The 25,472-nt window shown below is 56.7% G+C and carries 25 protein-coding genes, 1 tRNA gene and 1 pseudogene; 18 read left to right on the top strand and 9 right to left on the bottom strand.

Features of this window, described 5'->3' with window-relative positions; all coding sequences use genetic code 11:
* The first annotated feature begins 230 nt into the window (after window positions 1–230).
* Window positions 231–1,307, top strand: coding sequence for a DUF2652 domain-containing protein (locus EBB79_RS04915; RefSeq protein WP_127747860.1), 1,077 nt, complete (start codon window positions 231–233; stop codon window positions 1,305–1,307).
* Window positions 1,308–1,485: 178 nt separating this feature from the next.
* Window positions 1,486–1,899, top strand: a complete 414-nt coding sequence (locus EBB79_RS04910; protein WP_127747859.1) for an ester cyclase — start codon at window positions 1,486–1,488, stop codon at window positions 1,897–1,899.
* A 269-nt stretch (window positions 1,900–2,168) separates the two neighbouring features.
* Here the strand turns inward: EBB79_RS04910 and EBB79_RS04905 are convergent, their stop codons facing one another.
* Both EBB79_RS04905 and EBB79_RS04900 read right to left on the bottom strand, forming a co-directional pair.
* A complete protein-coding gene (locus EBB79_RS04905; RefSeq protein ID WP_238704999.1) occupies window positions 2,169–2,408 on the bottom strand; it encodes a LysR substrate-binding domain-containing protein in 240 nt (79 codons plus the stop codon).
* A gap of 91 nt (window positions 2,409–2,499) precedes the next feature.
* Window positions 2,500–2,850 (bottom strand): annotated as a pseudogene (locus EBB79_RS04900) (helix-turn-helix domain-containing protein); the annotation flags it as partial.
* Between the two features lie 245 nt (window positions 2,851–3,095).
* On the opposite strand from EBB79_RS04900, the gene EBB79_RS04895 reads away from it, so the two are divergent.
* Entirely contained in the window at window positions 3,096–3,602 is a 507-nt protein-coding gene (locus EBB79_RS04895) for a tyrosine-type recombinase/integrase (RefSeq protein WP_338045800.1), read from the top strand.
* 80 nt (window positions 3,603–3,682) lie between these two features.
* On the opposite strand, the gene EBB79_RS04890 is transcribed toward EBB79_RS04895, so the two are convergent.
* Window positions 3,683–3,772, bottom strand: a tRNA-Ser gene (locus EBB79_RS04890).
* 212 nt (window positions 3,773–3,984) lie between these two features.
* Here EBB79_RS04890 and EBB79_RS04885 point away from each other — a divergent pair.
* The 7 genes from EBB79_RS04885 to EBB79_RS04855 all read left to right on the top strand — a co-directional run bounded on the left by EBB79_RS04885 (window position 3,985) and on the right by EBB79_RS04855 (window position 10,505).
* Window positions 3,985–4,887 carry an SPOR domain-containing protein gene (locus EBB79_RS04885; RefSeq protein WP_127747858.1) on the top strand — a complete coding sequence of 301 codons (903 nt, stop codon included), beginning with the start codon at window positions 3,985–3,987 and terminating at the stop codon, window positions 4,885–4,887.
* Window positions 4,888–4,905: 18 nt separating this feature from the next.
* Window positions 4,906–6,087 carry a D-alanyl-D-alanine carboxypeptidase family protein gene (locus EBB79_RS04880; RefSeq protein WP_127747857.1) on the top strand — a complete coding sequence of 394 codons (1,182 nt, stop codon included), beginning with the start codon at window positions 4,906–4,908 and terminating at the stop codon, window positions 6,085–6,087.
* Window positions 6,084–6,719 carry a dTMP kinase gene (gene tmk / locus EBB79_RS04875; protein WP_127747856.1) on the top strand — a complete coding sequence of 212 codons (636 nt, stop codon included), beginning with the start codon at window positions 6,084–6,086 and terminating at the stop codon, window positions 6,717–6,719. The genes EBB79_RS04880 and tmk overlap by 4 nt, the downstream gene beginning before the upstream one ends.
* Window positions 6,716–7,843, top strand: a complete 1,128-nt coding sequence (locus EBB79_RS04870; RefSeq protein ID WP_127747855.1) for a DNA polymerase III subunit delta' — start codon at window positions 6,716–6,718, stop codon at window positions 7,841–7,843. The genes tmk and EBB79_RS04870 overlap by 4 nt, the downstream gene beginning before the upstream one ends.
* Before the next feature lie 43 nt (window positions 7,844–7,886).
* On the top strand, window positions 7,887–8,702 hold the full coding sequence (locus tag EBB79_RS04865; RefSeq protein WP_127747854.1) for a TatD family hydrolase: 816 nt from the start codon (window positions 7,887–7,889) through the stop codon (window positions 8,700–8,702).
* Window positions 8,702–9,499 (top strand): MBL fold metallo-hydrolase, encoded by a 798-nt coding sequence (locus tag EBB79_RS04860; RefSeq protein ID WP_127747853.1) that lies wholly within the window; start codon window positions 8,702–8,704, stop codon window positions 9,497–9,499. The genes EBB79_RS04865 and EBB79_RS04860 overlap by 1 nt, the downstream gene beginning before the upstream one ends.
* 73 nt (window positions 9,500–9,572) lie before the next feature.
* A complete protein-coding gene (locus EBB79_RS04855) occupies window positions 9,573–10,505 on the top strand; it encodes an AEC family transporter (protein ID WP_127747852.1) in 933 nt (310 codons plus the stop codon).
* A gap of 46 nt (window positions 10,506–10,551) precedes the next feature.
* On the opposite strand, the gene EBB79_RS04850 is transcribed toward EBB79_RS04855, so the two are convergent.
* The 4 genes from EBB79_RS04850 to EBB79_RS04835 all read right to left on the bottom strand — a co-directional run bounded on the left by EBB79_RS04850 (window position 10,552) and on the right by EBB79_RS04835 (window position 14,756).
* The gene (locus EBB79_RS04850; RefSeq protein WP_127747851.1) at window positions 10,552–11,583 is read right to left on the bottom strand and encodes an AbrB family transcriptional regulator; all 1,032 of its coding nucleotides are present in this window, start codon (window positions 11,581–11,583) and stop codon (window positions 10,552–10,554) included.
* Between the two features lie 59 nt (window positions 11,584–11,642).
* On the bottom strand, window positions 11,643–13,157 hold the full coding sequence (locus EBB79_RS04845) for a tripartite tricarboxylate transporter permease (protein ID WP_127747850.1): 1,515 nt from the start codon (window positions 13,155–13,157) through the stop codon (window positions 11,643–11,645).
* A 1-nt stretch (window position 13,158) separates the two neighbouring features.
* Entirely contained in the window at window positions 13,159–13,653 is a 495-nt protein-coding gene (locus EBB79_RS04840; protein ID WP_127747849.1) for a tripartite tricarboxylate transporter TctB family protein, read from the bottom strand.
* Between the two features lie 122 nt (window positions 13,654–13,775).
* A complete protein-coding gene (locus tag EBB79_RS04835; protein WP_127747848.1) occupies window positions 13,776–14,756 on the bottom strand; it encodes a Bug family tripartite tricarboxylate transporter substrate binding protein in 981 nt (326 codons plus the stop codon).
* Between the two features lie 107 nt (window positions 14,757–14,863).
* Between EBB79_RS04835 and EBB79_RS04830 the strand changes: the two genes are divergently transcribed.
* From EBB79_RS04830 to EBB79_RS04820, 3 genes are read left to right on the top strand one after another with little or no spacing between them, the layout of a single operon-like run.
* Entirely contained in the window at window positions 14,864–15,529 is a 666-nt protein-coding gene (locus EBB79_RS04830) for a response regulator transcription factor (protein ID WP_127750880.1), read from the top strand.
* A complete protein-coding gene (locus EBB79_RS04825) occupies window positions 15,526–16,911 on the top strand; it encodes a sensor histidine kinase (RefSeq protein ID WP_127747847.1) in 1,386 nt (461 codons plus the stop codon). The genes EBB79_RS04830 and EBB79_RS04825 overlap by 4 nt, the downstream gene beginning before the upstream one ends.
* Complete coding sequence (locus EBB79_RS04820) at window positions 16,881–17,918, top strand: ABC transporter substrate-binding protein (protein WP_127747846.1); 1,038 nt, start codon at window positions 16,881–16,883, stop codon at window positions 17,916–17,918. Before EBB79_RS04825 ends, EBB79_RS04820 begins: the two co-directional genes overlap by 31 nt.
* A 103-nt stretch (window positions 17,919–18,021) precedes the next feature.
* Here EBB79_RS04820 and EBB79_RS04815 read toward each other — a convergent pair whose 3' ends face one another.
* The gene (locus tag EBB79_RS04815) at window positions 18,022–18,714 is read right to left on the bottom strand and encodes a GntR family transcriptional regulator (protein WP_127747845.1); all 693 of its coding nucleotides are present in this window, start codon (window positions 18,712–18,714) and stop codon (window positions 18,022–18,024) included.
* A gap of 184 nt (window positions 18,715–18,898) precedes the next feature.
* Window positions 18,899–19,798 (bottom strand): LysR family transcriptional regulator, encoded by a 900-nt coding sequence (locus EBB79_RS04810; protein WP_127747844.1) that lies wholly within the window; start codon window positions 19,796–19,798, stop codon window positions 18,899–18,901.
* A 149-nt stretch (window positions 19,799–19,947) separates the two neighbouring features.
* Between EBB79_RS04810 and EBB79_RS04805 the strand changes: the two genes are divergently transcribed.
* The 5 genes from EBB79_RS04805 (at window position 19,948) to EBB79_RS04785 (ending at window position 25,196) form a co-directional block, all read left to right on the top strand.
* Window positions 19,948–21,189, top strand: coding sequence for an NAD(P)/FAD-dependent oxidoreductase (locus EBB79_RS04805; RefSeq protein ID WP_127747843.1), 1,242 nt, complete (start codon window positions 19,948–19,950; stop codon window positions 21,187–21,189).
* Between the two features lie 108 nt (window positions 21,190–21,297).
* Window positions 21,298–22,209, top strand: a complete 912-nt coding sequence (locus tag EBB79_RS04800) for a TRAP transporter substrate-binding protein (RefSeq protein WP_420850394.1) — start codon at window positions 21,298–21,300, stop codon at window positions 22,207–22,209.
* Between the two features lie 73 nt (window positions 22,210–22,282).
* Window positions 22,283–22,996, top strand: a complete 714-nt coding sequence (locus EBB79_RS04795) for a TRAP transporter small permease (protein ID WP_127747841.1) — start codon at window positions 22,283–22,285, stop codon at window positions 22,994–22,996.
* The gene (locus tag EBB79_RS04790; protein WP_127747840.1) at window positions 22,993–24,306 is read left to right on the top strand and encodes a TRAP transporter large permease; all 1,314 of its coding nucleotides are present in this window, start codon (window positions 22,993–22,995) and stop codon (window positions 24,304–24,306) included. Before EBB79_RS04795 ends, EBB79_RS04790 begins: the two co-directional genes overlap by 4 nt.
* Window positions 24,307–24,434: 128 nt before the next feature.
* Window positions 24,435–25,196, top strand: coding sequence for a transglutaminase-like domain-containing protein (locus tag EBB79_RS04785; protein ID WP_127747839.1), 762 nt, complete (start codon window positions 24,435–24,437; stop codon window positions 25,194–25,196).
* Window positions 25,197–25,472: the final 276 nt, after the last annotated feature.

Here is a 25,472-nt window from a genome sequence, read left to right as displayed (position 1 = left end):
AGTTGGAACTCGCTGGCTTTGTGTATTTGCGCTCTCACACTGTGGCCGTCATCAATTGGCAAAGCACAACCATCCGCCATGTCCCGAACTAGAAATCGGGCGCCAATTGGTGAAGAACGGCGACACGTGCCCTGATCTGCAACCAAATAGATGGCCTTTCCCTTAATTCAATCCAGTTCAATTCCTCAGGTAATAACTGCAACCCATGAAACGGCTGAGGAGGCTGTCCGATGACCACTCACAACGGCTATTTATTGATCGCAGATATCTCCGGTTACACCCAGTTCCTGACATCTTCCGAACTTGAGCATGCCAATCCAATCCTGCAATCACTGCTGAGCGCAATGGTCGAGCAGGTCGGCGAACCGCTGCAATTCTGGAAAATGGAAGGCGACGCAGTACTGGCTTATTCGACCCAGCAGGGGTTTCCCACCGGCGAAACCTTTCTGGCCACCTGTGAGAACCTCTACAATGCCTTTGCGACCCGTCGGCAAAACATCATCGCCAACACCACCTGCCCCTGCCAGGCCTGCGCCAATGTGACGGGATTGGACCTGAAGATCATTGCCCACCACGGGGAATTCGACGAGATGCAAGTTGGCCCAATGAAGGACATCTCGGGTGCGGACGTGATACTGGTTCATCGGATGACAAAAACCGATGTGGGCGCAGTCACAGGTATCCGCAGTTACGCCCTGTTCAGTGACGCTGCGGTGAACGCTATGGGTATCAAGGCTGCGCTGGTGCCCTATTCCCAACCTTTCGAGTATTTCGGCGAGGTTTCGATGCAGGTCTATGATCTGGCCAAAGCTTGGGAGAGTTTTCGCGCCGGGTGTGAACATTTTTTCTTGAAAGAAAAGGATGGCGTCTGGACCTACCACCGCCACTTTGATCTGCCGATTGTTGCGATATGGGACGCCCTAACCGCTCCGGAACTCAAACAACGCTGGATGGATGGTATGATTTCAGTGACGGTTGAGCGTCCCAAGGGGCGTATAGGGACTGGTTCGGGGTATCACTGTGCCCACCAAGCTGCTGACTTTCGCTATTGGGTCACTGACTGGGAGCCTTTTGAGTATTTTTCCACCCGCATCCATGATCCTGGACGAGAGGGCATCAGTATGCCTGAGACGTACCAGCTGAAACCAACCAGTACGGGAACCGACTTTCGCTATACCATTGGCCAGGCTCACGACGCTGAGGGAAATCGCTCTGAAATTTCGGAACAGGAGGCCGTTGGTTTTCTTTCTGAGTTCTGGCCAATTTGCTTTGACGAGATGGAAGAGCTGCTAAGCAAGATGGAATAGGCATTGATCCGAAAAACTGGGTTTGAAAGATGCTTATTAAGGTTGCGCCGTATGCTGGGCATCGGGACAATATGTTCAGGGGTGGTTTGAAATCAGTTGGTGTGGCGATCCGCTGCAAGTGAGCTATCTTTGGTCGATCAAGCCGTTCACTGGCTGTGCTATCAAACCGGAGGCCTCCATGACAATTAAGCAAACCGCCCAGCGTTTCTTTGATGCCTGTGAAACAGGAAAAGGGTGGGACACCTGCCAGCAATGGTGCCACTCCCAAGCGACGTTCTCAGCACAGGCAGATGCCCTTGCGGAGGTTTCAACACTCGCGGATTATACCGATTGGATGAAAGGTCTGCTTTCTCCCATTCCGGATGGGCACTACGAGTTGAAGTCCTTTGCCGTAGATGATGAACGGGGCAATGTGACGGCTGCAGCAGTGTTCCACGGAACGCATACTGTTGATGCTGGGACCGGTGCGCCAACTGGAATGTCCGTCTCTGCCGACTATGTCTACGTAATGGACTTTGACGGCGATAAAATCAAACATATGACCAAGATCTGGAATGACGGCCACTCCCTTAAACAACTCGGCTGGGCGTAGTTTAAGCACCCGGGTGGGTGGTCGATCCAAAGGACGCGGGCGGAGTAAGTATGCCGGTGGCATGTTTAGAATTTTGTTTGTCGATTTCCTACGTTTGAAGCCTGCGGAGAGGGGTTTGTATTTTGACCGTCAATGGCCAAATCAAGATCTGAGGCCTGGTTGCTCTGACGCAATTGCATTGCGGCATCGGTAAAGCCGACGTTTCCTTCTGAGGAAATTGCAATTCTGATTTCTGACCAGATCGGCTCTGACGTCAGGACTGTCGATTATTATTGCCGTTTGGCAAAGTCGACGAAGGCTCTAACTCTCGTCGGCATTTTGCGTTTGCTGAGGAAGTTCAGGGAAAACCCAGGTAAGACGGCTGTTTGGCCTTCAAGAACCTGAACCAGTTCGCCTTCCACCAAAGAACTTTTTGCCGAATGCGCAAAGATATAGGCTAATCCCAGGCTCGCTTTGGCATGTTCTAGGATCGTAGTGACGTCATTGGCGACCATACGAGGATTGGGCATCACGGAAAAGGACCGTCATCGCCTTTGAATACCCAAGGTACGAGATTGTGTCCCTTTACCCGGCAGGACATGACTGCATGCCCGAAAGGAGGAGCGGGTTGACGGCCGTGGTCTTGTCTTTGAACTCGCTGGCCGCCTTGATCACGATGAAGGCCGGGCTGGTGATCAGGTCATCCGCCTTCAACACGCGATAGACCAAAACCTCTGATACAAAGTAACTTTCTGTATCCGTGAACGTCACTGCCAGTTCTCGTGGTAATAGCTTTGTTGCCTTCAATGCCAGTTTCACGACCTTACGCCGCACTTCGTCAGAGATGCGGTTCCATACATGACGAGGCTTCGGGGATTGATCTTCTAACCCAGCCGCGCCGCGCTGAAGGTATCGGTCGTGCCAGCGATGGAATATGGTGCGAAGGATGCCGAGTTTGGCCAAGGTTTGACGTCAGACATTGGAATACCTGCACGACGTTGTTGGCACGAAAGATCCGACAACGTCGTGCAGGTCAACGGTGATTGAGGTGCAAATGGCAAACCGGCACCGGGCTCGCCTTGCGAATTATATCCCTCACATGCTTTCAATTCTGTTTGAACAGGCCATCGACCTCGATTGGCAACGCGATAATCCGGCCAAAGGCATCGCAAAAAATAATAACAGGCAACGGCCACTAGCCCTGGCCTGAATGGGCAATTGCCTCGTATCGCAAAGAGGCCCAAGGAACAGAATTACTGATTTTTGAACTTGCGCTGGGTACCGGGCAAGGCGCCTCTGATCTTACAAGGATGGAGTGGGCGCATATTGAAAGCGACGGGGTCTGGGTTACACAAGGGAAGACCAAGGCACGCCTTTGGATCCCCTTCACAAGCGCACTGAAAGCTGCGCAAGAAACCACAAAGCGCACCAGCCTTAGCCACATCTTGAATGATGAATTTGGCAGAAAACTGAATTACGACCAGATTCAAAAGAAGGTTATGGCAGTTCGAAAAGCCACCGGCCTTACAGAGTTTATCCTGCATGGGTTACGATACAGCGCCGCCAGCGAATTAGCCGAGGCAGGTTGCACTGACCAGCAGATTGCAGCGATCATTGGTCACAAAAGCCTGTCGATGATTCAGAAGTACTCTAAAGGGGCGAGTCAGAAACGCCTTGCCAAACAGGCTCAAACCCTTCGCGAGCAGAACAAAAACAGACCGTGAACGTGGGAAGCTTTTAGGGAAACACCAAAACCCCACCTTTTGAGAGGCGGCATCAACTTCAGGCTAAGTAATTGATTTTGTGGCGGGGAGACAGGGATTCGAACCCTGGGAACGCTCTCACGTTCAACGGTTTTCAAGACCGCCGCATTCGACCACTCTGCCACCTCCCCGGTCGGGTCGGGGTTTAGGCCCTGCGCGCGACACTGGCAAGAGCAAATCTGACACCTTCGCGATAAAGCCGCAAATGGGGATTTATTGCCCAAGCCTAAGTGACGGACTTTCCATGATAACCACCACGCGCTATGGTGTCGCGAATAGGAAGCGAACCGGGGCAACCGACACGCGACGCAACGACGTCCAAATGACAGGCAAGGAATAAAACATGCGCGACGCCATGGGGATGAATACTCGCACCGCACGCTTGGCAGCTTCGGCAATTTGTCTTGTGTTGTTAAGTGCTTGCGAAGAAGGCGCTGCTTCCTTTTTCCCTGCAATTTCCGAAGAAGCAACAGGTTATGGCGGTGGTGGTAGTCAAAATGGCCCTGTTGCCAGCAACAGCACTAGGCTGGTCGAACGCGATGTCGAAGCACCGGATGTATTTCAGGTCACCGAGGCCGGCCTCTGGGATGGACGGCCCTCACTTGGTGGTGTTTGGGTCGCTCACCCTGATGCCAAAGATCCTGAACGTGTCATCATTCGCAACAATGCCAATGGCAAATTTGTTATCGGTGCCCTGTTCCGCCGGGAACGTGAAATCCCCGGTCCAAAGCTGCAGGCCTCGTCAGATGCAGCGATTGCACTGGGCATGTTGGCCGGAGCACCGGTTGAGTTGAACGTGACAGCCCTGCGCCGGGAAACAGTAGACGAAACGCCGGCTATCGAAGAGGCCGCCGAGGTTGAAATCGCCACTCTGGAGCCGGTACCTGACGGTGACGCAGACATTTCCCAAACAACGCTCGACCCTATCGCAGGTGCCGCTGCCGCCATCGAATCTGCCACGCCCCCTGCCCCGACAGCCCCGGCCCCACAGGCTGCAGCCAGCATCTCGTCGCTTGAGAAACCCTTTATTCAGATCGGCATTTTCAGCGTCGAAGCGAATGCCAACGGCACCGCCGGGCAAATGCGCAATGCGGGCATGATACCAACCGTGCTGGCCCAGTCCTCGAATGGGAAACCTTTCTGGCGCGTGGTTGTCGGCCCGGCACAAAGCAAATCCGAGCGCTCTTCTTTGTTGAAAAAGGTCAAGGCGGCCGGCTTCTCGGATGCCTATGCGGTCACCAATTAAGCCTCTGAGGACACAGCCATGATCCATATCTTGAAATCCTCGGCCAGCCTGCTTGCCACGGGCGCCCTTGTGCTCAGCCTTTCCAGCCTGTCGGCCGCTGCCTTTGAAACCAAAGCCCGCGCCGCCTATGTTGTGGACCAGCTGACCGACACTGTGTTGTTGGCAAAAAACGCCGAAGCCCCGCTGCCGCCAGCCTCGATGTCCAAACTGATGACACTTTATGTTGCGTTTGAGGCGATCCGCGATGGCCGCCTGACGCTGGATGAGCAACTCCCCGTCAGTGAACATGCTATGAGCTATGGCGGTTCGACCATGTTTCTGGACACCACCGACAGGGTTCGGGTCGAAGACCTGCTGCGCGGTATTATTGTGCTGTCCGGCAATGACGCCTGCGTTGTCCTGGCCGAAGCCCTAAGCCCGGATGGAACCGAGGCTGGATTTGCCCGTTACATGACCAAACGCGCCAAGCAGCTGGGCATGAATAATTCCACCTTCGCCAATGCCAATGGCTGGCCCGCAGCCGGTCACCGCATGTCGGTTCAGGATCTTGCCATTCTGGCCGAGCATCTGATCGAGGATTTTCCCGAATATTACCCCTTGTTTTCCGAAACCGAGTTCAAATTTGATGGCCGTGCGCCGTCAAACATCCACAATCGCAATCCCTTGCTAAAACTTGGCATTGGCGCCGATGGATTGAAAACCGGCCATACTGCCGAGGCAGGCTACGGTCTGGTTGGCTCGGCTGTTCAGGGGGATCGTCGAGTCATATTTGTCGTCTCGGGACTGGACAGCAATGCCGCCCGTGCAGAGGAGGCAGAAGCCCTCGTTACCTGGTCGTTTCGCCAATTTGCCAGCAAAACGATCGCGAAGGCCTCTATTCCGGTGGCTCAGGCCGAAGTCTGGCGGGGTGCCCAAACGACCGTAGGGCTGGTTCCAGCCGAGGATCTGACCGTTCTGCTGCCCGCCCTGTCAGGCAAGCAGATCAATGCCGAGGTGGTCTATACCGGCCCCATCCAGGCACCTATCAAAAAGGGCCAAAAATTGGCTGAACTGGTGCTGCAACCTGAAGACCTCCCTGAAATTAGGTTGCCGCTTGTGGCAGCAAATGATGTGCCCAGTGGCGGATTCTTCGTGCGGGTGAAAACCGCTGCCACTGTCCTGGTTGCACGCTTTATCAATGGTCCCGAGGCGGCGCTGTGACAACACCACCGGCCACTGGCCTTTTTCTGACATTCGAAGGCATCGATGGCTCAGGCAAATCCACCCAATGCCGCCTGCTGGCCGAAGCCCTGCGTGAACAGGGACGCGAGGTTATTCTGACCCGCGAGCCTGGCGGCTCAACCGGCGCCGAGGAAATCCGCCGGTTGGTGCTAGAGGGCGATCCCGACCGCTGGTCCGCGGAAACTGAGTTACTACTGTTCACTGCCGCCCGGCGCGACCATCTGGAGCGCACGATTGAACCGGCTTTGGCAGCTGGAAAAGTGGTGATCTGTGACCGTTTTGCGGATAGCACACGGATGTATCAGGGCCTATCGCGCGGAGATTTGCGTGCCTCTGTTGATAAGCTGCACAAGTTGATGATCGCCCGAGAACCCGATCTGACCTTGTTGATCGATATGGATCCCGAGATTGGCCTGTCCCGTGCCAAAGGCCGACAGACCGCCGAAGAGCGGTTCGAGGATTTTGGGTTGGAACTGCAACAGAAAATGCGCGCCGGTTTCTTGGATCTGGCCCAGGAGTTTGCATCGCGGTTTCGGGTGATCGATGGCACGCAATCCCTTGAGGCCGTCGCCGCCGATGTTCTGTCGCAGGCTCAGGCCGCACTGACATGAAGGGCAAGGCCTCAGACGAAGACCTGCCGCGCGCGGATCAGGCCCCCGGCGCACCACATCCACGCGAGGTCCAGCAGTTGTTTGGCCAGTCACAGGCCGAAGCTGCCTTTCTGACCGCCTTTAACTCTGACCGCCTGCACCACGGCTGGCTGCTCACTGGCCCTCAGGGCATCGGTAAAGCCACCCTTGCCTGGCGCATAGCTCGTTTTCTGCTGGCTACGCCTCCCCCCGAGACTGGCCTGTTTGGCGCTCCGCCACCGGTGGAGACGCTGGATATCAACCCCGAGCACCCGGTATCGCATCGCATTCAGGCCCTGGCCGAACCGGGCCTCGCCGCGATCAGCCGTAGCTACAACGACAAAAGCAGGCTGCGTGACCAGATCGTGGTCGATGACATCCGTGCCTTAAATCGTTTCTTTGGCCTGTCTGCCACCGACGGCGGCCGCCGGGTGGTGATTGTCGATGCCGCAGACGATATGAACACCAGTGCGGCCAACGCCCTGCTGAAAATGCTCGAAGAGCCGCCCGCCCGCACCACGCTACTGCTGATCTCGCACCAGCCATCCCGGCTGCTGCCCACCATCCGCTCGCGTTGTCGCACACTGCGCCTGTCACCGCTGTCCCCCGACGACATGCAACTTGCGCTGGTCCAATCCGGTGCCGAGCTGCCCGAAAACCCAGAGCACCTTGCCGCGCTTGCGGCAGGATCAGTTGGTGCTGCGCTGCGTTTGCTAAATCTTGGCGGGCTGCAAATCTACAGCGAACTGATACAGATTCTTGGCTCGATGCCCCGCCTTGACCGCCCCCGGGCCATGGCCCTGGCAGAAGCCGCCGCCCAACGCGGTGCAGGCGAAAAGTTCGAACTGTTGCTCACCCTGATCGACGTGGCACTGGCCCGACTGGCCCGCACAGGTGCCAGCGGCACGCCGCCAGTGCCTCAGGCGGCATCGGATGAGGCAACGGTGCTAACCCGACTGTCGCCCACCCCACAAGCCGCCCGCGCCTGGGCAGACCTTGCCGGTGAAGTCACAGCGCGGGTGCGCCATGGGCAGGCCGTGAACCTTGACCCCGCCGCGCTTGTCCTAGATACCGTTTTCAAGATGCAGAAAACCGCGTCCCATTAGGTCGGCGCTGACCTGCCAGGACGCTACCGCGACAGAGACAGGCATGACCCAGACCACCATATCACCTGAGATTACCGACAGCCATTGCCACCTCGACTTCCCCGATTTCGAGGGCAAGTTGGACGAAATCATCGCCAACGCGACCGAGGCTGGTGTGACCCGGATGGTCACCATCTGCACCAAGCTGAAAAACGAGCCCTCTGTGCGCGCCATTGCCGAGGCCCATGCACCGGTGTTTTATGCCGCAGGCACCCACCCGATGAGCGCCGCAAGCGAGCCCATGGCGACACTGGACGAACTGCTAGAGCTGGCTAAACACCCTAAATTTGTCGGTATCGGCGAAACCGGCCTTGATTATCATTACACAGCCGAGACCGCACAAGTGCAAAAGGACAGCCTGCGCATCCATATCGCCGCCGCCCGCGACACAGGACTGCCACTGATCATCCACTCGCGCGCCGCCGATGACGACATGACCCGCATCCTGACAGAAGAGATGAACAACGGCGCCTTTTCCTGCGTCATGCATTGTTTCTCTTCCTCGCCAGAACTGGCCCGCGCCACCCTGGATCTGGGCTGCTACCTCTCTATGTCCGGCATCGCCGCCTTCCCCAAAAGCCAGGAAATCCGCGACACCTTTGCCGCCGCTCCATTGGACCGGGTGCTGGTCGAGACCGATGCCCCATATCTCGCACCACCGCCCCATCGCGGCAAACGCAACGAGCCCGCCTACACAGCCCATACCGCCCGTGTAGGCGCACAGGTCTATGGCCTCGACTACGCCGATTTTGCCGCCCTTACCCAAGCAAACTTTAACCGCCTGTTTACCAAAGCAGCGACCTACGCGGTGGCTGCATAATGGGAGAACTGCGTTTCACCATCCTCGGTTGCGGCTCCTCTGGCGGCGTGCCCCGCATTGGTGGCCACTGGGGCGACTGCGACCCGCAAAATCCCCGCAACAACCGCCGTCGTTGCTCGCTACTGGTGGAGCGCGACGGGCCCGGCGGCACCACCACGGTGCTGATCGACACGTCTCCCGATATGCGCAGCCAACTGCTTGACAGCAACACAGGCCGCCTGGATGCCGTTCTCTACACCCATTGCCATGCCGACCATGTACACGGCATTGACGATTTGCGGATGATCGTTTTCAACATGCGCGAACGGGTCCCTGTTTATGCCGACGGTGACACCCAAAACGCCCTGCTGTCTCGCTTTGGCTATGCCTTTGTCCAACCCGAGACTTCTCCCTATCCGCCCATTTTATCCCTGCATGCGCTGGACGGCCCGGTCAACATCGATGGCCCCGGTGGACGGCTCATTTTCCGCCCCTTCCGGGTCAACCACGGCGCAATTGACTCTCTCGGGTTCCGCATCGCTGAGCTTGCCTACCTGCCGGATGTGGCCGAAATCTACGACGACGCCCTGGCCGAGCTGCAGGACCTTGATTGTTGGATCCTGGACTCGCTGCGGCGCAAACCGCACCCTACCCATTTCCACTACGAGCGGGCGCTCGAGTGGATCGAAAAGCTGAAACCGCGCCGCGCGGTTTTGACCAATATGCATAACGACCTCGACTACGCCACAGTCGAGGCCGAAACCCCGGACCACATTACCCCAGCCTATGACGGCATGGTCATCCGCTATCCTATTTGACACCACTTTCATCTTTTTTCTGAAATACTCCCGCCGGAGGCTCCTTTCTTCGGCCAACCAGAACTGACCTTAGATGTTTCAAAGCCTCGTTAACGTCATCCTGCCGGTCTTTCTGGTCATCGGTGCGGGCTACACCGCATCAAGGTCGGGGCATTTCAAACAAGATTACGTCGATGGCTTGATGAAGTTCGCTCAGAACTTTGCCATCCCCTGCCTGCTCTTTCGCGCCATCTCCAACTTGGATATTGATACCGGCTTTGATGCTGGTCTGCTGATCAGTTATTATACGGCCGCCCTGATCTGTTTTACCCTCGGCATCTTTGGCGCCCGCCTGATATTCAAGCGCGATTGGGAGGACTGCATTGTCATTGGGTTCTGCTGTCTGTTTTCCAATTCACTGCTCCTGGGCCTGCCCATAACCGAACGCGCCTATGGCGTGGACAATCTGACCGGAAACTACGCCATCATCGCCTTCCACTCGCCGTTTTGCTATTTTCTGGGGATCACCACCATGGAAGTGGTTCGCAATCGCGGCGGCGGTGGCGTAAAAACAGTGATGTCGGTGTTCGCGGCGATGTTCAAGAACGTGCTGATCCTTGCCATTGGCCTGGGCTTCATTGTCAATCTGACCGGGCTACAAATTCCCAGTGCGGTGGACGAGGCCCTGTCGCTGCTGATCCGCGCGGCCCTGCCCGCCGCGCTGTTTGCGCTTGGCGGGTTGCTGTTGAAATACCGCCCAGAAGGCGACATGCGCGTCATCTCTTTTGTCTGCCTGACGTCACTCATGGTGCACCCGGCGCTGGTTTGGACCTTCGGCACAGCGCAGAATGTCCCGGTGGATCTGTTCCGCTCAGGCGTGATAACAGCCTCGGTAGCGCCTGGTATCAATGCCTATATCTTTGCCAATATGTATGGCCGCGCCAAACGAGTGGCCGCGTCATCAGTACTGATTGCAACTGCGCTTAGCCTGGTTTCGGCCTGGTTCTGGCTGAATATGCTTGGCTGATCCAAGCCCGCACGTGCCGCCACAGCGGCAGCCCCACACAAAGCAGCTATTTCAACCGTGACAGCAAGACCGGCGCCAGCATCACCACCAGTGCAATACGCAGGACGTGGTGCAGGACGACATAGGTCAAATCTGCGCCTGCAATGATCGCCAGCACAACCATTTCGCCCTGCCCACCTGGCAGGAAGGCCAGAAATGCATCCAGCGCAGGTGCAATCGCCAGGGCGCTGACCCCAAGAATGAAGAATGTGCTCATCAGGGCCAATACCACCCCATTGGCCACCCCAGCCAAGACAACTTGGCGCAACTCGACCCAGGTCACGCCGACGTATTTCGCGCCTACCGCCATTCCAATGAAAAACTGACAGGCCCAGATCATTTCGGCGGGTGGGCGTTGGGTGATAACGCCAGACAGGCTTAGTCCCGCCGTCAGCAGCATCGGCCCAATGATCGAGGCCCCAAGGATCTTCAACCGCGTGGCAATACCCCAGCCGGCCAGACCTGCAAAGACCATCCAGGCCAGTTGCCCGATCGGTGTGTCACTGGCATCGCTGCCCGGCCGCGACAACAGATCCACTTGCCACAGCATGTCCAAAACAAACGGCGCCACGCTGACGATCAGCAAAACCCGCGTTGCATGCACCAGCGACAAGGCTCGCAAATTGGCCCCTGCCGCCTCGCCGAACACCATCAGATCCTGCAATCCGCCGGGCATAGCGCAATAATAGCTGGTTACCTTATCGAACTTGAACACCCGCCGCATCAGCGGAAACGAAGCCAATGCGACGCAGACAACAAACACCGGGACCAACATAAGGGACAGGGCCATCTCGGGCAGTGCCGTCACTACATCCGGGGTGATGGATGCCCCCGCAGCCACTCCAAGAATGGTGCGAAATGCCATACCCAGGTGTCCCATGCCCAGCATCCGTGCGCCGCCCAGCGCAAACACCAGACACATGAACATCGGCCCGAGCAAGAACGGCAATGGCAGGTGAAGCCACCAAAACAGCAGCACGCCGATCACCGCGATGCCAGCGGTCACAAGGCGCGGTCTTAGCTGAAGATTGGCAATCATAAGAATTTTCCTGCACTTAAAATATAATCAGGGGAGCCTTAGCTCCCCTGATTTTGATCTCAATCGCCGTCTGCGACACCTTTGGCTCGCAATCGCGCACGCCGTGCCCGGTAGCTGGGTAGGATGATCAATATCGCAGCAATCCCCAGCAGCCCCATAGTCATCGGTCGATCCAGAATAAACCCAATCCCATCATACAGCTGCATCGCCCGTGCAAAATTATCTTCCAGCATCGATCCAAGGATGAAACCGATCAGCAGTGGTGCCAGTGGATAATCCGCGAACCGCAGCACCGTGGCGCAAATTCCCAGCCCCACCAGGATCAACAACTCGGTGGCATTGTTCTGGCCGATGTAGGCCCCCATCATGGTGAAAAACAGAATGAAGGGGATCAGGTAGTTGCGCGGCACCGCCAGAATCTTGGCGATATAAGGAATTAGTGGCAGGTTCAGGACCAGCAGCACCAGATTGCCGATATACATCGAAATGATCACCGCCCAGAAGATCTCGGGCTGATCCACCATCAGGCGTGGCCCCGGATTGACGTTCAGCGCAATCAGCGCCCCCAACAGGATCGCCGTGGTGCCCGAACCCGGGATGCCCAGCGTCAGCAGTGGCACAAACGACCCGGTACAGGCTGCGTTATTGGCCGCTTCAGGTGCCGCCAGACCTTTGATAGAGCCCTTGCCGAACTTTTCCTGATCCTCTTTCGAGGCAATATTACGTTCAACCGCATAGCCCAGGAACGAGGCAATGGTGGCCCCAGCTCCTGGTAACACGCCGATCAGAAAGCCCTGCACCGATTGGCGGCCAATCACTGGCGCGATTTCCTTCGCTTCTGATCGGGTGATGCGCAGATCCTTGATTTCGCCGCCGGTCTCACTGTTGGACCGTGACGGGTCAAGCACCAGATACAGTGCCTCGGGTAGGGCAAACATCGCCATCGCCAGGGTGACAAAGCCAAAACCGGATTGCAGATCCATAATCCCCATGGTGAAGCGTGGCATGTTAAACAACGCCCCCTCGCCTACGGTGGCCATGATCAGTCCCAACAAGGTCATCAACAGCGCCTTGGCCACCTGACCGGTTCCGGCAAAAGCGGCAATGGCCGACAGCCCGACCACCATCAGTGCGAAATACTCGGAGGAGTGGAACAACAAGGCCACAGTCGCCAATGCTGGCGCAAAGATCATCAACAGCACGGCACCAATCGATCCGCCGCAGAAGGACGAGATCGCAGCCACGGTCAGCGCCTTGCCTGCCTTACCGGCCCGCGCCAGTGGGTAGCCATCAAACGACGTGGCCACGGTTGACGCCACTCCGGGCGCATTGATCAGGATCGACGAAGTCGAGCCGCCAAAGATGGCGCCATAATAGACCCCGGCCAGCAGGATCAGCGCCGCTGATGGATCGCCAATGGTGATCGCCACCGGGATCATGATTGAAATGATGCTCATCGGGCCCAATCCCGGCAACATGCCGATAAAGGTGCCAATCAGGCAGCCTCCGATGACCATCATAAGATTTGAGAGCGTAAAGGCCGTGGTCAGCCCGATCATAATACCTTCGAACATATCAGCCTCCGGTTCCCAGGAAATACGGCAGGGGACGCAGATAGATCCCCAACACTTGTTGCACCAGATACCAGACCAGACCAGTGGCCAGCACGGTGATCGGCAGCAGATACTGCAGCTTGCGTTCCCCCAGCACCATGGCGCTTATGGTTAGAAAGGCGACGGTTGAAATAAGAAACCCAACAGGGCGCAGCATCAGCGCATAGCCCGCCATCATTGCCAGCAGCAGCAGCGCCTGACCCAGTTTGTAGTCAGTCAGACGGCGGTAATCGATGTCGCCCTCTTTGGGTCCGGCCTCGCCCTTGCCCTGCCCCAGCAAAATAATCAGCGTGCAGGCAATCGCCAGGACCACCAAGACCTTGGGGAAGGTGCTGGGCCAGATGGCATTGCGTTGCATGAACGGCGGCAGCCCGACGTCCAGGGTGAAAAAGGCCGCATATCCATAGGCCATGCAGATCATCAGGATGATCAATGCGATCCAGCGATCAAGCGCCATAGGATCCTCCGAGGTGAAATTTTCAGCTGTGGTTTTGTGTGTCCAGTGTCGTCGTGCGCACTGGATACGTCAGGTGGTAAAGTCCGGGGCGGCCGCAGGGCCGCCCCAGACATTATCATGGATTAGCGAAAGCCAAGTTCACTCATCAGATCACCAATGATCTGTTCCTGCTTTTCCAGGAAGGTCACGAACTCGTCGCCGTTGTTGTGGATGTTGACCCAGCCATTGCGCTCGCGCACGGCTTCCCACTCTGGGGTGTCATACATTTTGGTCAGCGTAGTCTGATAGGCCGCCAACTTGTCCTCGGACAGGCCTGGAGCCGCAAAGAACCCGCGCCAGTTCACGAACTCGGCGTCGATGCCCTGTTCTTTCATGGTGGGGGCATCCGCATAGGCCGACACCCGGTCACCCGCAGTCACACCAATGATTTTCACTTCACCTGCATTGGCCAGATCCACCGCTTCCGAGAACCCGGTCGACAGGGCTGCGATCTCACCCGACAGCAAGGCTGCCATGGCCATGCCACCCGCGTCATATGGAATGTATTTCACGGCTGTTGGATCTTCGCCCGCAGCCTTCATCACCATCGCTGCAACCAAGTGGTCCATACCGCCCGGAACCGAACCGCCACCAATAGCGGTCGAGCGCGGATCAGCCTGATAGGCCGCAACCAGATCACCCATCGAATTGATGGCGCTGTCTTTGCCAACCACGATGGCCGCATAGTCACCAATGGTGCCGGCAACCATGGTCAGGTCCCGGAAGTTATATGGGAACACGCCTGTCAGCGAGCGGATCACAATCGGGGTCGAGTTGACCATCAAGGTGCCATGCTGGCTGTCGGCGTTCTCAATCAGGAAGCCGATGGCCTTGCCACCGCCGCCGCCGGACATATTTTCATAACTGGCAGTGCCAACGATACCCGCGCCTGTCAGCGCCTCGCCAGTGCCACGTGCGGTGCCATCCCAGCCACCACCAGCGCCACCGGGGATCAGAAAGTGCAGACTATCCAGAACTTTTTCTTCGGCCAAAGCCGGGGCTCCAAGTGACAGGGTTGCAGCCGCTGCCGCCATCACCGCGCGGCGGGTCAGATTCAGTTTCATTGTTTCGTTCTCCCATTTGACAAATCACGGCAAGGCCGCTCATGACTAAGGGGACCACGGCAAGCTGACACAAACCTGTCACGACAGCAGAAAGGAACATGGACCAGATGCGTTTCTTATTGGTCGAGGACAATATCAACCTGGCTACAGCCGTTCTGGACCGGTTGCGGATGGATGGCCATGTGGTGGACCACGCAGCTGATATTGCCGCCGCCGAAGATTTCTCGGCCACTACAGATTACGACTTGATATTGCTGGACATTATGCTGCCAGACGGCGACGGGCGTAGCTTCCTTAAAACCCATCGCAGCCGGTTGATCGAGACCCCGGTCATCGTTCTGACCGCCAGATCTGAGGTCTCGGACCGGGTCGGAATGCTGGATCTTGGCGCTGATGATTACATTACCAAACCCTTTGATTTTTCCGAGTTAGAGGCCCGCTGCCGCGCGGTTCTGCGACGCCACGGAGGCGACAGTTCCAACCAGAGACGATTCGGAGAGTTGGTATTTGACCCGCTGGCCGGCACGCTTTCGGTGTCAGGGCGCACCATCACCCTACGTAACAAAGAGCTGAGACTGCTAGAGATTTTCCTGAATGGCCCCGACCGGATCTATTCCAAACCCAAGCTGGTTGACCGGTTGTTTTCCTATGACGAGGACGTCTCGGAAAATGCGATCGAGGTCTATGTGGGCCGTCTGCGCAAACATTTGGCCGGTTCAGGGGTTGAAATTACCACCGTGCGCGGCCTTGGCTACCGGATATCGCTGGTATGAGTGAGCCGCTCCCAACCAGTGGTTCCTTGCGCCGCCGACTGACCCTGCAACTGGTCGGCAGCGGCGCTATTTTGGCCACCGTGTTGTTCTTTGTTGTGCTGGGCTTTGCCCGCGATGTGGCGCAACAGACCCACGACAGCATCCTGTTGGCCTCGGCCACGTCAATTATGGACTCGGTCTCGGTGCAGGCGGATGAAGTCACCGTCGACATCCCCTATGCCGCGCTGTCGATGCTGGGCAACGTCAGCGACGACCGAGTTTTCTACCGCGTGTCCATGCGTGGGCAGGTTCTGACCGGATATCAAGACCTGCCCAACAGTGGCCAAAACCTGCGATCCGGCCAATCAGCATTTGATACCCTCAGTTACAAAGGGGACAGCATCCGCATGGTGAACCTGTCGCGGCGGCTGTCGCTGAATGGGGCACCGGCTGACATCCTGATCTCAGTTGCCCAAACTCGCGAGGGCCAGGCCGCGCAGCTGGCGCAATTGTCGCGCTCGGCCTTGCAACTGGGTCTTGGCTTCTTTTTGGTGGCGACCATACTGGCGATCTGGACCGCGCAATCCAGTATTCGCCCCCTGAAACAACTGACCGCAGCCGTGTCTCGTCGCGGCCCCAAGGATCTGCGTCCGGTAAAACGCCCGGTGCCCAGTGAAATGATCCCACTGGTATTATCGTTGAACCAGTTTATCGCTCGCCTGCGGGTCTCGCTTACCCGCTCCGAGGACTTTATCGCCGAGGCTGCCCACCGGGTGCGCACGCCGCTAGCTACTGTCCGGACACAAGCCGAAATCACCCTGCGCCGGGTTGAAAAACCAGAAAACCGCGCCTCGTTGCGCGAAATGATCCGCGCCATCGATGAAAGCTCGCGCGCGGCGGGGCAGTTGCTGGATCACGCCATGGTCACTTTTCGTATCGACAGCCTGGAACGCAAGGCGATTGACCTTACCGAACTCAGCAACGAGCTGGTAGACCGCCTGCAACCCATCGCCGAACTGAAGGACATCAACCTGCACTTTACCGGCTACAGTTGCCCCGAGATTACCGGTGATGCCATTTTGGTTCAGAACGCGGTGCGCAATATCCTGGATAACGCAATCAAATATTCACCCGCCGACAGCGCCATTCAGGTCAGCACCCGGCACAGCGACAGCACCATTGCGATCCAGGTCGAAGACGAGGCCGGCGGCTTTGCCGATATGGACACCGATGCGCTGACCCAGCGGTTCACCCGTGGCGAAAACGCTGTTGGCACTGTCGGCTCTGGCCTTGGCCTGACCATCGCCCGCGAGGTCGTCGAGGCCCATGGCGGCACCCTTCTCATTGAAACCAGTAAATCCGGAACCGGCGCATGCGTATCCCTTTGCTTTCCATTGGCCTGATTGCGGCCGCACTTACGTTTGCAATGCCCACGCAGGCATTCGAGGTGGAAGAACACCACCGGTTCGGCAGCGGCGAGACCCGCACGATCCGAATTCTGTCGACCACCGACACCGCTTTGCTGACCCCGATGATCGAGAGTTTCCTGCAAGATCACCCAGGTGTGGCCATTGACTACACCAGCGCCAGCAGTGCCGAGCTGATGACCGCCGTGATGCAGGAGCAGCAGCCGTTCGATCTTGCTCTGTCCTCGGCCATGGATTTGCAGATCAAACTGGCCAATGACGGCTACACGCAGGCCCACCACTCAAGCGCTGTGGATCTGATCCCGGTCTGGGGCAACTGGCGCAATCATGTCTTTGCCTTCTCGCAAGAGCCTGCCTCGATCGTGGTGTCGCCCTCAGCCTTTGCCGATCTGGAGATCCCAGAAACCCGGCAACAGCTGATCTCGCTGCTGCGCAAGCATCCGGACCGGTTCCGGGGTCGCATCGGCACCTATGACGTCGGCTCCAGTGGCTTGGGCTACCTGTTTGCAACTCAGGACGCCCGCACGTCGGAATCCTACTGGCGATTGATGGAAATCATGGGCAGCCTTAGGGCCAAATTGTTCTGTTGCTCCAGCGACATGATCGAGGCTGTGGCGCGGGGTGAGATCGCCGTCGCCTACAACGTGCTGGGCAGCTACGCCCGCGCCCGCAAGGACCTGGCCGACCGCATCACCATTATCGAGCCAAAGGACTACACCAACATGATGTTGCGCACCGCAGTGATCCTGACCACCGCGCAAGAGCCCGACCTGGCCGGCGATTTCGTCGACCATCTGCTGGACGCCGCCTGGAACAGCCCCATCGTGGTCGAGTATCCATTCCACCGTTATCCCACCACCGGTACAGCCCAAAACGTGCCGTTCCGCCCTATTCAGCTAGGTCCGGGGTTGTTGGTCTTTCTAGATCACCTGAAACGCAAAAGGTTCTTGTCCGAGTGGCACAGTACAGTTCAACAAAACTAAACTGCCAACACGTCAGCAGCGGCGACTGTACTTTCAAGGTCTCGGCCGCGGCCCCATGAACCTTGGTTCCACCCTGTTGCAACGACCGCCGGATTGACGGTGATTAATCCTGTGGCACATAGAGTTGAGAAAACGCGATCTGGACTGCTTCGGTCGCTGCCTCCTTGCGCTTTTCGATATGGCCCCGCATTGCCGCCTCTGCCCCCTTTGCATCCCGACCAGCCAGCCCCATCAGAATGCGACTATGGGCCGACAGTTCGCCCGGCACCCGCGCCTTTGTCTTATCACGCATCCGCTTTAGATCGATCAACCGGATGTAACGAATGCGGTCATTCAGACTGCGCAGTGACCGTTCTAGCTCATCGTTGCCGGACAACCGTACCAAACGCATGTGAAATGTTTCATCCATCTCAAGCTGCTTAGCCGGATCTTCGGCAGTTTCATAATCGGCCTCGGTCTGCTCCAGATATAGGCTCAATGCTGCGATTTCGCTGTCCTCGGCCCGGTCACATGACAATCGCAGGGCCTCGCATTCCACAGCCACTCGCACTTCGTAAAGATCCTGAATGTATTTCGGCGTCAGCGACCGGCAGAAAAAGCCACGGTTGTTTTGAAAGGTCAGAAAACCCTCGGCGACCAATTGGTTCAGCGCTTCGCGCAAAGGGGTGCGGCTTGCGCCCAATTGCTTGGACAGTTCGCTCTCGTTTATGCGCTGGTCTGGCATAAAAGCAAAATTCGCAGCCATTTGGCGCAGCGCTTCATACACCCGACTTACGTTACTTTCCTGCTTGGCCATTTCCGACACCCACCTTAAGTTCCAATTAGCCTATAAGAGAGGCTATTTGAACGCAAGTTTGCACTCTTTTCTGTGTGCAATTTTGTACGCACGAATTTCTAACTCGACGAGGCGATACTGCAGTTTGAAACCGGCGAACTTGCGTGCAATGTCCCGGGGAAAAGCCTCTGTGCACTGCACCGCGTCAAACCTCTGCCTGATAGGGCTCCAGCTCTGCCTTCAACAGTTTCAGAAAATCTTGACCAATGGCCGACAACGGCCGGGTTCTGGATGTAATCACCGCCATCTCCATCATGATTTCAGGCCGGAAGGGGCGACTGACAAACCCGTCCCCGGAATCAAAATCCAATACAAACGGGTCTAGGATCGACACGCCCATGCCCTCTTTGACAAAGCTCAACAGGTTCTTGAACAGATGTGAGTGCACTTTTGTCTTCAGAGGTATGCCTGCCGTGTGAAACACCTCACGGGTGCGGCGGTGTGTCATGTGATCAGGCCCCATCACAATAAAAGGAACTCCGTCCAACAAGGCAGGTGTCAGCACTTCGTGTTGTGTCAGTGGGCTTGCCTCGGGCATGGCAATTCTGGTCTCTACGGTGATTGGAAAAACATTTAGCCCATCAGACAGGATCGGCATTTCACAAACGCCTATTTCAAACAGCCCTGACATTACCCACTCTTGGATCTTGGCGGAATACTGTGACTGAAACGAGATCGTCATGTCCGGACGATCCTTTGCAAATCGCGATATCAGCTTGGGCATGAAACCAAACGACATCGAATGCTGGGAGGCCACCTGGAGCTGTCCAGCCTGCTTGTTCTGCAGATCGAGCACCGCCTGAGTGACGTGATCAAAGCCGCGCACAACAGTATCGATTTCCTCAAACAGCAGACGCGCCTCGGGTGTGGCGATCAGACGCCCCTTAATGCGTTCAAACAGCTTGAAGCGGGTCTGCTGTTCCAACTGGTTCAACAGGTTCGAAATTGCCGGCTGTGATATTCCCAGCAACGAGGCTGCACTGGTCACAGTTCCAGTTTCAATAATGGCGTGAAAGGCTTGGAGTTGGCGAAATCTAAGATGCATGAGTCACGCATATCACTTTAAGTGATACACTAGCCAGAAATTTGTATTTGAAATGATGTGAAAGCACGGGCATGGTTCGCAAAACTAATGGAAACAGCTGTGCCGAATTTATCTAACTCACATCCAAGAGCCTTTGCCGGAGACCACTTATGACTCAGTCGCATACTGTCATTGTGGGCGCAGGCATTGTTGGTGCTGCCACCGCAATCTGGCTAACCCGCGCCGGGCACCGGGTCACCCTGATCGACAAAGGCGAACCTGGCATGGGGGCCTCGTTTGGCAATGGCTGCATTTTAGCCAGCTGCGCCATGGTGCCGGTGACCGCCCCGGGTTTGATCCCCAAGGGCCCGGGTTATCTGCTAAATCCCAACTTCCCACTGTTCCTGCGCTGGGATTATACCCTTAAATTGCTGCCCTGGCTGGTGAAATATCTGGCCCATGCCAATGACGGCGACACCCGGCGCATTGCCCGTGGATTGACCCATATCGTTGGGGACAGTCTACAACAACATCAGGCGCTAACTGCGGGCACTGATGCGGCAAAATGGGTGCAGCCAAGTGAGTACAATTTTGCATACACCGATCGCGCGGCCTTTGACGCTGACTCCTACACTTGGGCGCTGCGCCGTGAAGCAGGGTTTGTGCCTGAGTTGATCGAGGGCCCGGCCGTACAGGAAAAAGAGCCGATCCTGGCCCAGTCGGTCAAACTACTCGCTGTAAACCAAAGCCATGGGTTCATTCATAACCCGGCCCACTACATTCAAGATCTGGTAAAATTGCTGACCGAAATGGGCGGTACGTTTGTGCAAGCCGAGGTCAAGGATTTTGACCTAAGCGGCGGACGGATCAGTGCCGTGGACACCGATCAGGGTCGGTTCGATTGTGATCAGGCAGTGCTGGCCACGGGCGTGTGGTCCAAACCCCTGATGGCGAAACTGGGCATCAATGTCCCGCTCGAGGCCGAGCGTGGCTATCACGTTCTGTTTAAAAACCCATCACAAACCCCAAACAGCCCGATGATGATGACATCTGGGAAATTCGTTGCGACACCAATGGATCAGGGTCTAAGGTGTGCAGGTGTCGTTGAATTTGGTGGAATTAAAGACAACCCGTCGAAGGCACCTATTAACCTGCTGCGCAAGAAAGTCCGCGCGCTATTTCCGCAGATGACTGCCAGCAGCGAAGAAGAGTGGATGGGCTTTAGGCCCGCACCGTCCGACAGCCTGCCATTGATTGGCGAGGTCGGCAGCAGCGGCGTCTATGCCGCCTTTGGCCACCACCACATTGGGCTGACGGGTGGCCCAAAGACCGGACGCATGGTTGCGGATATGATCAGTGGCCAACGCAGTAACATAGATATGACACCCTACGCCCCACAACGATTTGGCTAGGTTTAGAAGAATAACAAAATAACCAATAGGGAGAACACCATGAAAACGCATTACACCATAAAGGCTGCGCTGACAGTATCAGCGCTGACGCTGGGGGCCACGGCGGCGATGGCCGAAAACTGGGATATGCCGATGGCCTATTCAGCGACCAACTTCCATTCGGAAATGGGCGTTGTCTTTGCTGACCGCGTGCGCGACTACACCGGCGGCGATATCGATATCACAGTCCACCCGGGCGGCTCGCTGTTCAAAGGCGGCGAGATCAAGCGTGCCGTACAAACGGGTCAGGCCCCAATTGGCGAACGCTTTATGTCTGCACACGCCAACGAAGCGCCCCTGTTGGGGTGGGACAACCTGCCCTTTATTGCAACTACCTATGCCGACAATGACAAGCTTTGGGACGCCGCTAAGGACAAGGTCAACGCCCAACTTGCGGACCTGAACCTTGTTGCGCTTTATACCTGCCCATGGCCAGGCCAGGGATTCTACTTCAAGAAAGAAGTGAACTCTTCTGCGGATACACAAGGGGTCAAGTTTCGGTCGTATAACACTGCCACAGCCACCTTTGCCGAGGCTCTGGGCATGATCCCGGTTCAGGTCGAAGCTGCGGAACTGTCACAGGCGCTGGCCACCGGTGTGGCCGAGGCCTTCATCTCGTCCGGATCGACCGGATATGACCGCAAAGTCTGGGAGCAGCTGACCCATTACTACAAGGTCAACGCCTGGCTGCCGCGCAACTATGTAATGGTTAACAAAGGCATTTGGGACGGGCTAAGCGCCGACAACCAAGCTGCGATTCAAAAAGCTGCAAACGAAACCGGAGCGGATTGTTCGGCCAAGTCGCAGGAACTGGCGGGTTGGTATTTTGAACAGCTGGCAGACAATGGCATGGATGTGACCGACGCAGGCCCTGATTTCTTGGCCGAGCTGGAAGCGATTGGTGCTAAAATGACCGCTGATTGGCTAGAGCAAGCCGGCGCCGACGGTCAGGCCATTCTGGACGCCTATAACGCCAACTAAAATCACAACCTTATTTCACAGCCCCGTGCAATCCTGCGTGGGGCTGTGTCATATCTGACCGGGGGATAGGGTATTGCGCGATTGGCAACCTTTTCTAGGCCTGCCGTTATGGGTCTGGCTGTTTATTTTTCCAACTATTTTGGCGGTGTTCTGTCTGATCTATAGAGATCCAGCCGAGCGACTGTTGCGGCCAGTCTGGCGGGTATTGGATCGGATCTATCTGGGGGCCGGTGTGGCCGCGTCGTGTTTTATGGTCACTATTTTGCTGCTGATCGTAGCTCAGATGATAATGCGCTGGAGCAGCCTGACCTTTCCGGGGGCAACTGAATATGCCGGCTATGCCATGGCCGCGACCTCGTTCCTGGCGCTGGCCCACGCGCTGACCCGTGGTGCCCATATCCGGGTGTCGATTTTCCTGAACATGAACAAGTTCCTGGGTTTTTGGCTAGACGCATTAGCGATGTGGATCGCTGCCGTCACGGCCACCTATTTCGCCCGCTATGCCATCAAGACAAACATCATGTCAGAAATGCTGAACGACCGCACTCAGGGGACCGACTTTGTCCCCGAATGGTTGCTTAGCTTCTTTGCCATGTTCGCCAATTCACCTAGCAAATGGGGGCAGATCTGGGCCGAGACCGGCTCAGACTGGGTCTACACTCCAGTCTGGCTGCCTCAATTGCCGATGTCCATCGGCACCGTCCTGCTGGCTGTCGCCATCTGGGATTACCTGACCCGTCTGCTGGTCCACCGCGAAAGCAGCATCATCTCGGAGGCGGTCGAATGAACGAGCTTTATACAACCCTCATCTTTCTCTTTGTGCTGTTCGCCCTGCTGGGTGGCTCGGTCTGGATCGGGCTGGCGCTGATGGGCGTAGCCTGGGTCGGGATGGAGCTGTTCACCACCCGCCCTGCAGGTGACGCGATGATCACCACCATCTGGACCGGCTCGTCCAGCTGGACCTTGACGGCCCTACCGCTGTTCATCTGGATGGGAGAGATATTATATCGAACCCGATTATCGCAAGACATGTTCCGCGGGCTGGCGCCGTGGATGCGGTGGCTGCCCGGCGGCTTGCTGCACACCAACATTGCCGGCTGTACTATCTTTGCGGCGGTGTCTGGCTCCTCTGCGGCGACCCTGACCACGGTTGGCAAAATGTCGATCCCCGAGTTGCGCAAACGCGGCTACCCCGAGCACATGATCATCGGCACCCTGGCAGGTGCGGCCACGCTGGGCCTGATGATCCCACCCTCGCTGACGCTGATCGTCTATGGTGTCACCATCAATGAAAGCATCACCAAGCTGTTCATGGCCGGCATTTTCCCCGGTCTGGTGCTGGCCAGCCTGTTCACCCTGTATATCATGGGCTGGCACTTTTTCACCAAAGGCCCGCGTCCTGATCCGGAACCACCGATGAGCTTTGGCACCATGTTGGCCGAGAGCCGCTTTCTGGTGCCGGTGTTGATGTTGGTCACGGTGGTGATCGGCTCGATGTACATGGGCTTTGCCACCGCAACCGAGGCCGCAGCCGTGGGTGTGCTCGGCTCCCTAACGCTGGCGTTCTTCCAAGGCTCGCTCAGCTGGAGCACCTTCACCCAATCCCTGATGGGGGCCACCCGCACCTCGGCGATGATCTCGCTGATTCTCATGGGGGCGTTCTTTTTGTCGCTGTCGATGGGGTTCACCGGATTGCCCCGCGCATTGGCCGATTGGATCGACACGCTGAACCTGTCACCACTGGCACTGATCGTGGCGCTGACGATCTTTTATGTCTTCCTTGGCATGTTCCTGGATGGGATTTCATCGGTCGTGCTGACCATGGCCATCATCGAGCCTATGATCCGGCAGGCTGGGATCGACCCGATCTGGTTTGGTATTTTCATCGTGGTGGTGGTCGAGATGGCACAGGTGACGCCGCCCATCGGCTTTAACCTGTTTGTTCTGCAGGGCATGACAAAACACGAGATCTCCTACATCTCAAAAACCGCCATTCCCATGGTGGGGCTGATGCTGCTGATGGTGGTGATCTTGGTCGCGTTTCCGGATCTCGCCACCTGGTTGCCAGAAAACATCCGCAGCCGTCCAACTGGATAAACCCAACACGACAAGGCCGCCGCAACAGCAAGTTCTGACGGCCTTGTCACCCCGGTGAAAAAATCACTTGAAGCTCTAGTCACTAGAGGTTGCATACCTGCGATATCGAAATTCAAGTGAGTCGCAGCATGCAACTATCATCCATATCACCGGCGCAAACCGCTACGGAACTAACTGCAACAACTCCGTTGCTCGACTATAGGACCCCCAGCATTCAACAGCTGATCAAGACGCGCGGCTGGCGCGACTTGTCTGCCTTTGATCAGATCGGCGCCCTGCACGATTTTGTCCGCAACGAGATTCAGTTTGGCTATAACACGTCAGACCAGAGCAAAGCCTCTAAGGTGCTGGATGACGGCTATGGCCAGTGCAACACCAAAAGTGTGTTGATGATGGCGCTGCTTAGGGCACTGGGACTGTCTTGCCGGATGCACGGTTTTACCATCAAAAAGGCCTTACAACGTGGCGTGGTCCCTGAACTGGTCTATCCAATCGTGCCAAACAATATTGTCCACAGCTGGGTGGAGGTTTGGTTTGACGGGCATTGGGTCAAGCTAGAGGGCTTCATTCTGGACGACGGTGTCCTGTCCGCTTTGCAAAAGCAATTCCCCGACCGCAACAGCCTTTGCGCCTTTGGTGCGGGCACAAATCGTCTGCAAGAACCCGAGGTAACCTGGACTGGTGCCGACACTTATATCCAACAAACCGGCATCAATCAGGATTTTGGGGTATTTGACAGCCCCGATTTGTTTTTTTCAAAACACCCACAAGAGCTAACTGGGCTGCGCGGTTTCATGTTCCGGATCGCACTCAGGCATTGGATGAACTTCCGCGTCAAGCGTATCAGAGCTGGCCACAACTATGCATTGCCCCAAGATGCACTGAGCTAGGACACGCGCAACTGACCTCCGATGGCCTCGGCATCTGCGCCGGGGTCACCTGCAACTAGCGTATCTATCTGCCGGCGATTGGCCAGGCGAAATGCAATCCAATTAGAGCTCTGATCTAAAACAATTTTTACCTATTTCATTAGCCCCTCAGAAAGGTCTTGTTTTCAAGCTTTTCCGGCTGATTGCGGCGAAATAAAGGCGTCATTGCCTAATTTGCCAATCCAGTGACACGATCCGGACGCAATCCAGCATCACCTTGGCGGTACTTATTCTTGC

It is taken from the genome of Parasedimentitalea marina, from assembly GCF_004006175.1.
Lineage (GTDB): Bacteria > Pseudomonadota > Alphaproteobacteria > Rhodobacterales > Rhodobacteraceae > Parasedimentitalea > Parasedimentitalea marina.
This window is presented reverse-complemented; position numbering and strand designations above follow the sequence as displayed.

What these genes read in the sequence shown, in the direction of transcription:
- EBB79_RS04785 (WP_127747839.1), top strand. Translation starts at nt 24,435, where the DNA reads ATGCAACTATCATCCATATCACCGGCGCAAACCGCTACGGAACTAACT.
- EBB79_RS04860 (WP_127747853.1), top strand. Translation starts at nt 8,702, where the DNA reads ATGGGAGAACTGCGTTTCACCATCCTCGGTTGCGGCTCCTCTGGCGGC.
- EBB79_RS04815 (WP_127747845.1), bottom strand. Translation starts at nt 18,714, where the DNA reads ATGGCCAAGCAGGAAAGTAACGTAAGTCGGGTGTATGAAGCGCTGCGC.
- EBB79_RS04885 (WP_127747858.1), top strand. Translation starts at nt 3,985, where the DNA reads ATGCGCGACGCCATGGGGATGAATACTCGCACCGCACGCTTGGCAGCT.
- EBB79_RS04825 (WP_127747847.1), top strand. Translation starts at nt 15,526, where the DNA reads ATGAGTGAGCCGCTCCCAACCAGTGGTTCCTTGCGCCGCCGACTGACC.
- EBB79_RS04845 (WP_127747850.1), bottom strand. Translation starts at nt 13,157, where the DNA reads ATGTTCGAAGGTATTATGATCGGGCTGACCACGGCCTTTACGCTCTCA.
- EBB79_RS04870 (WP_127747855.1), top strand. Translation starts at nt 6,716, where the DNA reads ATGAAGGGCAAGGCCTCAGACGAAGACCTGCCGCGCGCGGATCAGGCC.
- EBB79_RS04790 (WP_127747840.1), top strand. Translation starts at nt 22,993, where the DNA reads ATGAACGAGCTTTATACAACCCTCATCTTTCTCTTTGTGCTGTTCGCC.
- EBB79_RS04855 (WP_127747852.1), top strand. Translation starts at nt 9,573, where the DNA reads ATGTTTCAAAGCCTCGTTAACGTCATCCTGCCGGTCTTTCTGGTCATC.
- EBB79_RS04810 (WP_127747844.1), bottom strand. Translation starts at nt 19,798, where the DNA reads ATGCATCTTAGATTTCGCCAACTCCAAGCCTTTCACGCCATTATTGAA.
- EBB79_RS04910 (WP_127747859.1), top strand. Translation starts at nt 1,486, where the DNA reads ATGACAATTAAGCAAACCGCCCAGCGTTTCTTTGATGCCTGTGAAACA.
- EBB79_RS04820 (WP_127747846.1), top strand. Translation starts at nt 16,881, where the DNA reads ATGCGTATCCCTTTGCTTTCCATTGGCCTGATTGCGGCCGCACTTACG.
- EBB79_RS04805 (WP_127747843.1), top strand. Translation starts at nt 19,948, where the DNA reads ATGACTCAGTCGCATACTGTCATTGTGGGCGCAGGCATTGTTGGTGCT.
- EBB79_RS04915 (WP_127747860.1), top strand. Translation starts at nt 231, where the DNA reads ATGACCACTCACAACGGCTATTTATTGATCGCAGATATCTCCGGTTAC.
- EBB79_RS04830 (WP_127750880.1), top strand. Translation starts at nt 14,864, where the DNA reads ATGCGTTTCTTATTGGTCGAGGACAATATCAACCTGGCTACAGCCGTT.
- EBB79_RS04850 (WP_127747851.1), bottom strand. Translation starts at nt 11,583, where the DNA reads ATGATTGCCAATCTTCAGCTAAGACCGCGCCTTGTGACCGCTGGCATC.
- EBB79_RS04835 (WP_127747848.1), bottom strand. Translation starts at nt 14,756, where the DNA reads ATGAAACTGAATCTGACCCGCCGCGCGGTGATGGCGGCAGCGGCTGCA.
- EBB79_RS04865 (WP_127747854.1), top strand. Translation starts at nt 7,887, where the DNA reads ATGACCCAGACCACCATATCACCTGAGATTACCGACAGCCATTGCCAC.
- EBB79_RS04880 (WP_127747857.1), top strand. Translation starts at nt 4,906, where the DNA reads ATGATCCATATCTTGAAATCCTCGGCCAGCCTGCTTGCCACGGGCGCC.
- EBB79_RS04840 (WP_127747849.1), bottom strand. Translation starts at nt 13,653, where the DNA reads ATGGCGCTTGATCGCTGGATCGCATTGATCATCCTGATGATCTGCATG.
- EBB79_RS04800 (WP_420850394.1), top strand. Translation starts at nt 21,298, where the DNA reads ATGGCCGAAAACTGGGATATGCCGATGGCCTATTCAGCGACCAACTTC.
- EBB79_RS04905 (WP_238704999.1), bottom strand. Translation starts at nt 2,408, where the DNA reads ATGCCCAATCCTCGTATGGTCGCCAATGACGTCACTACGATCCTAGAA.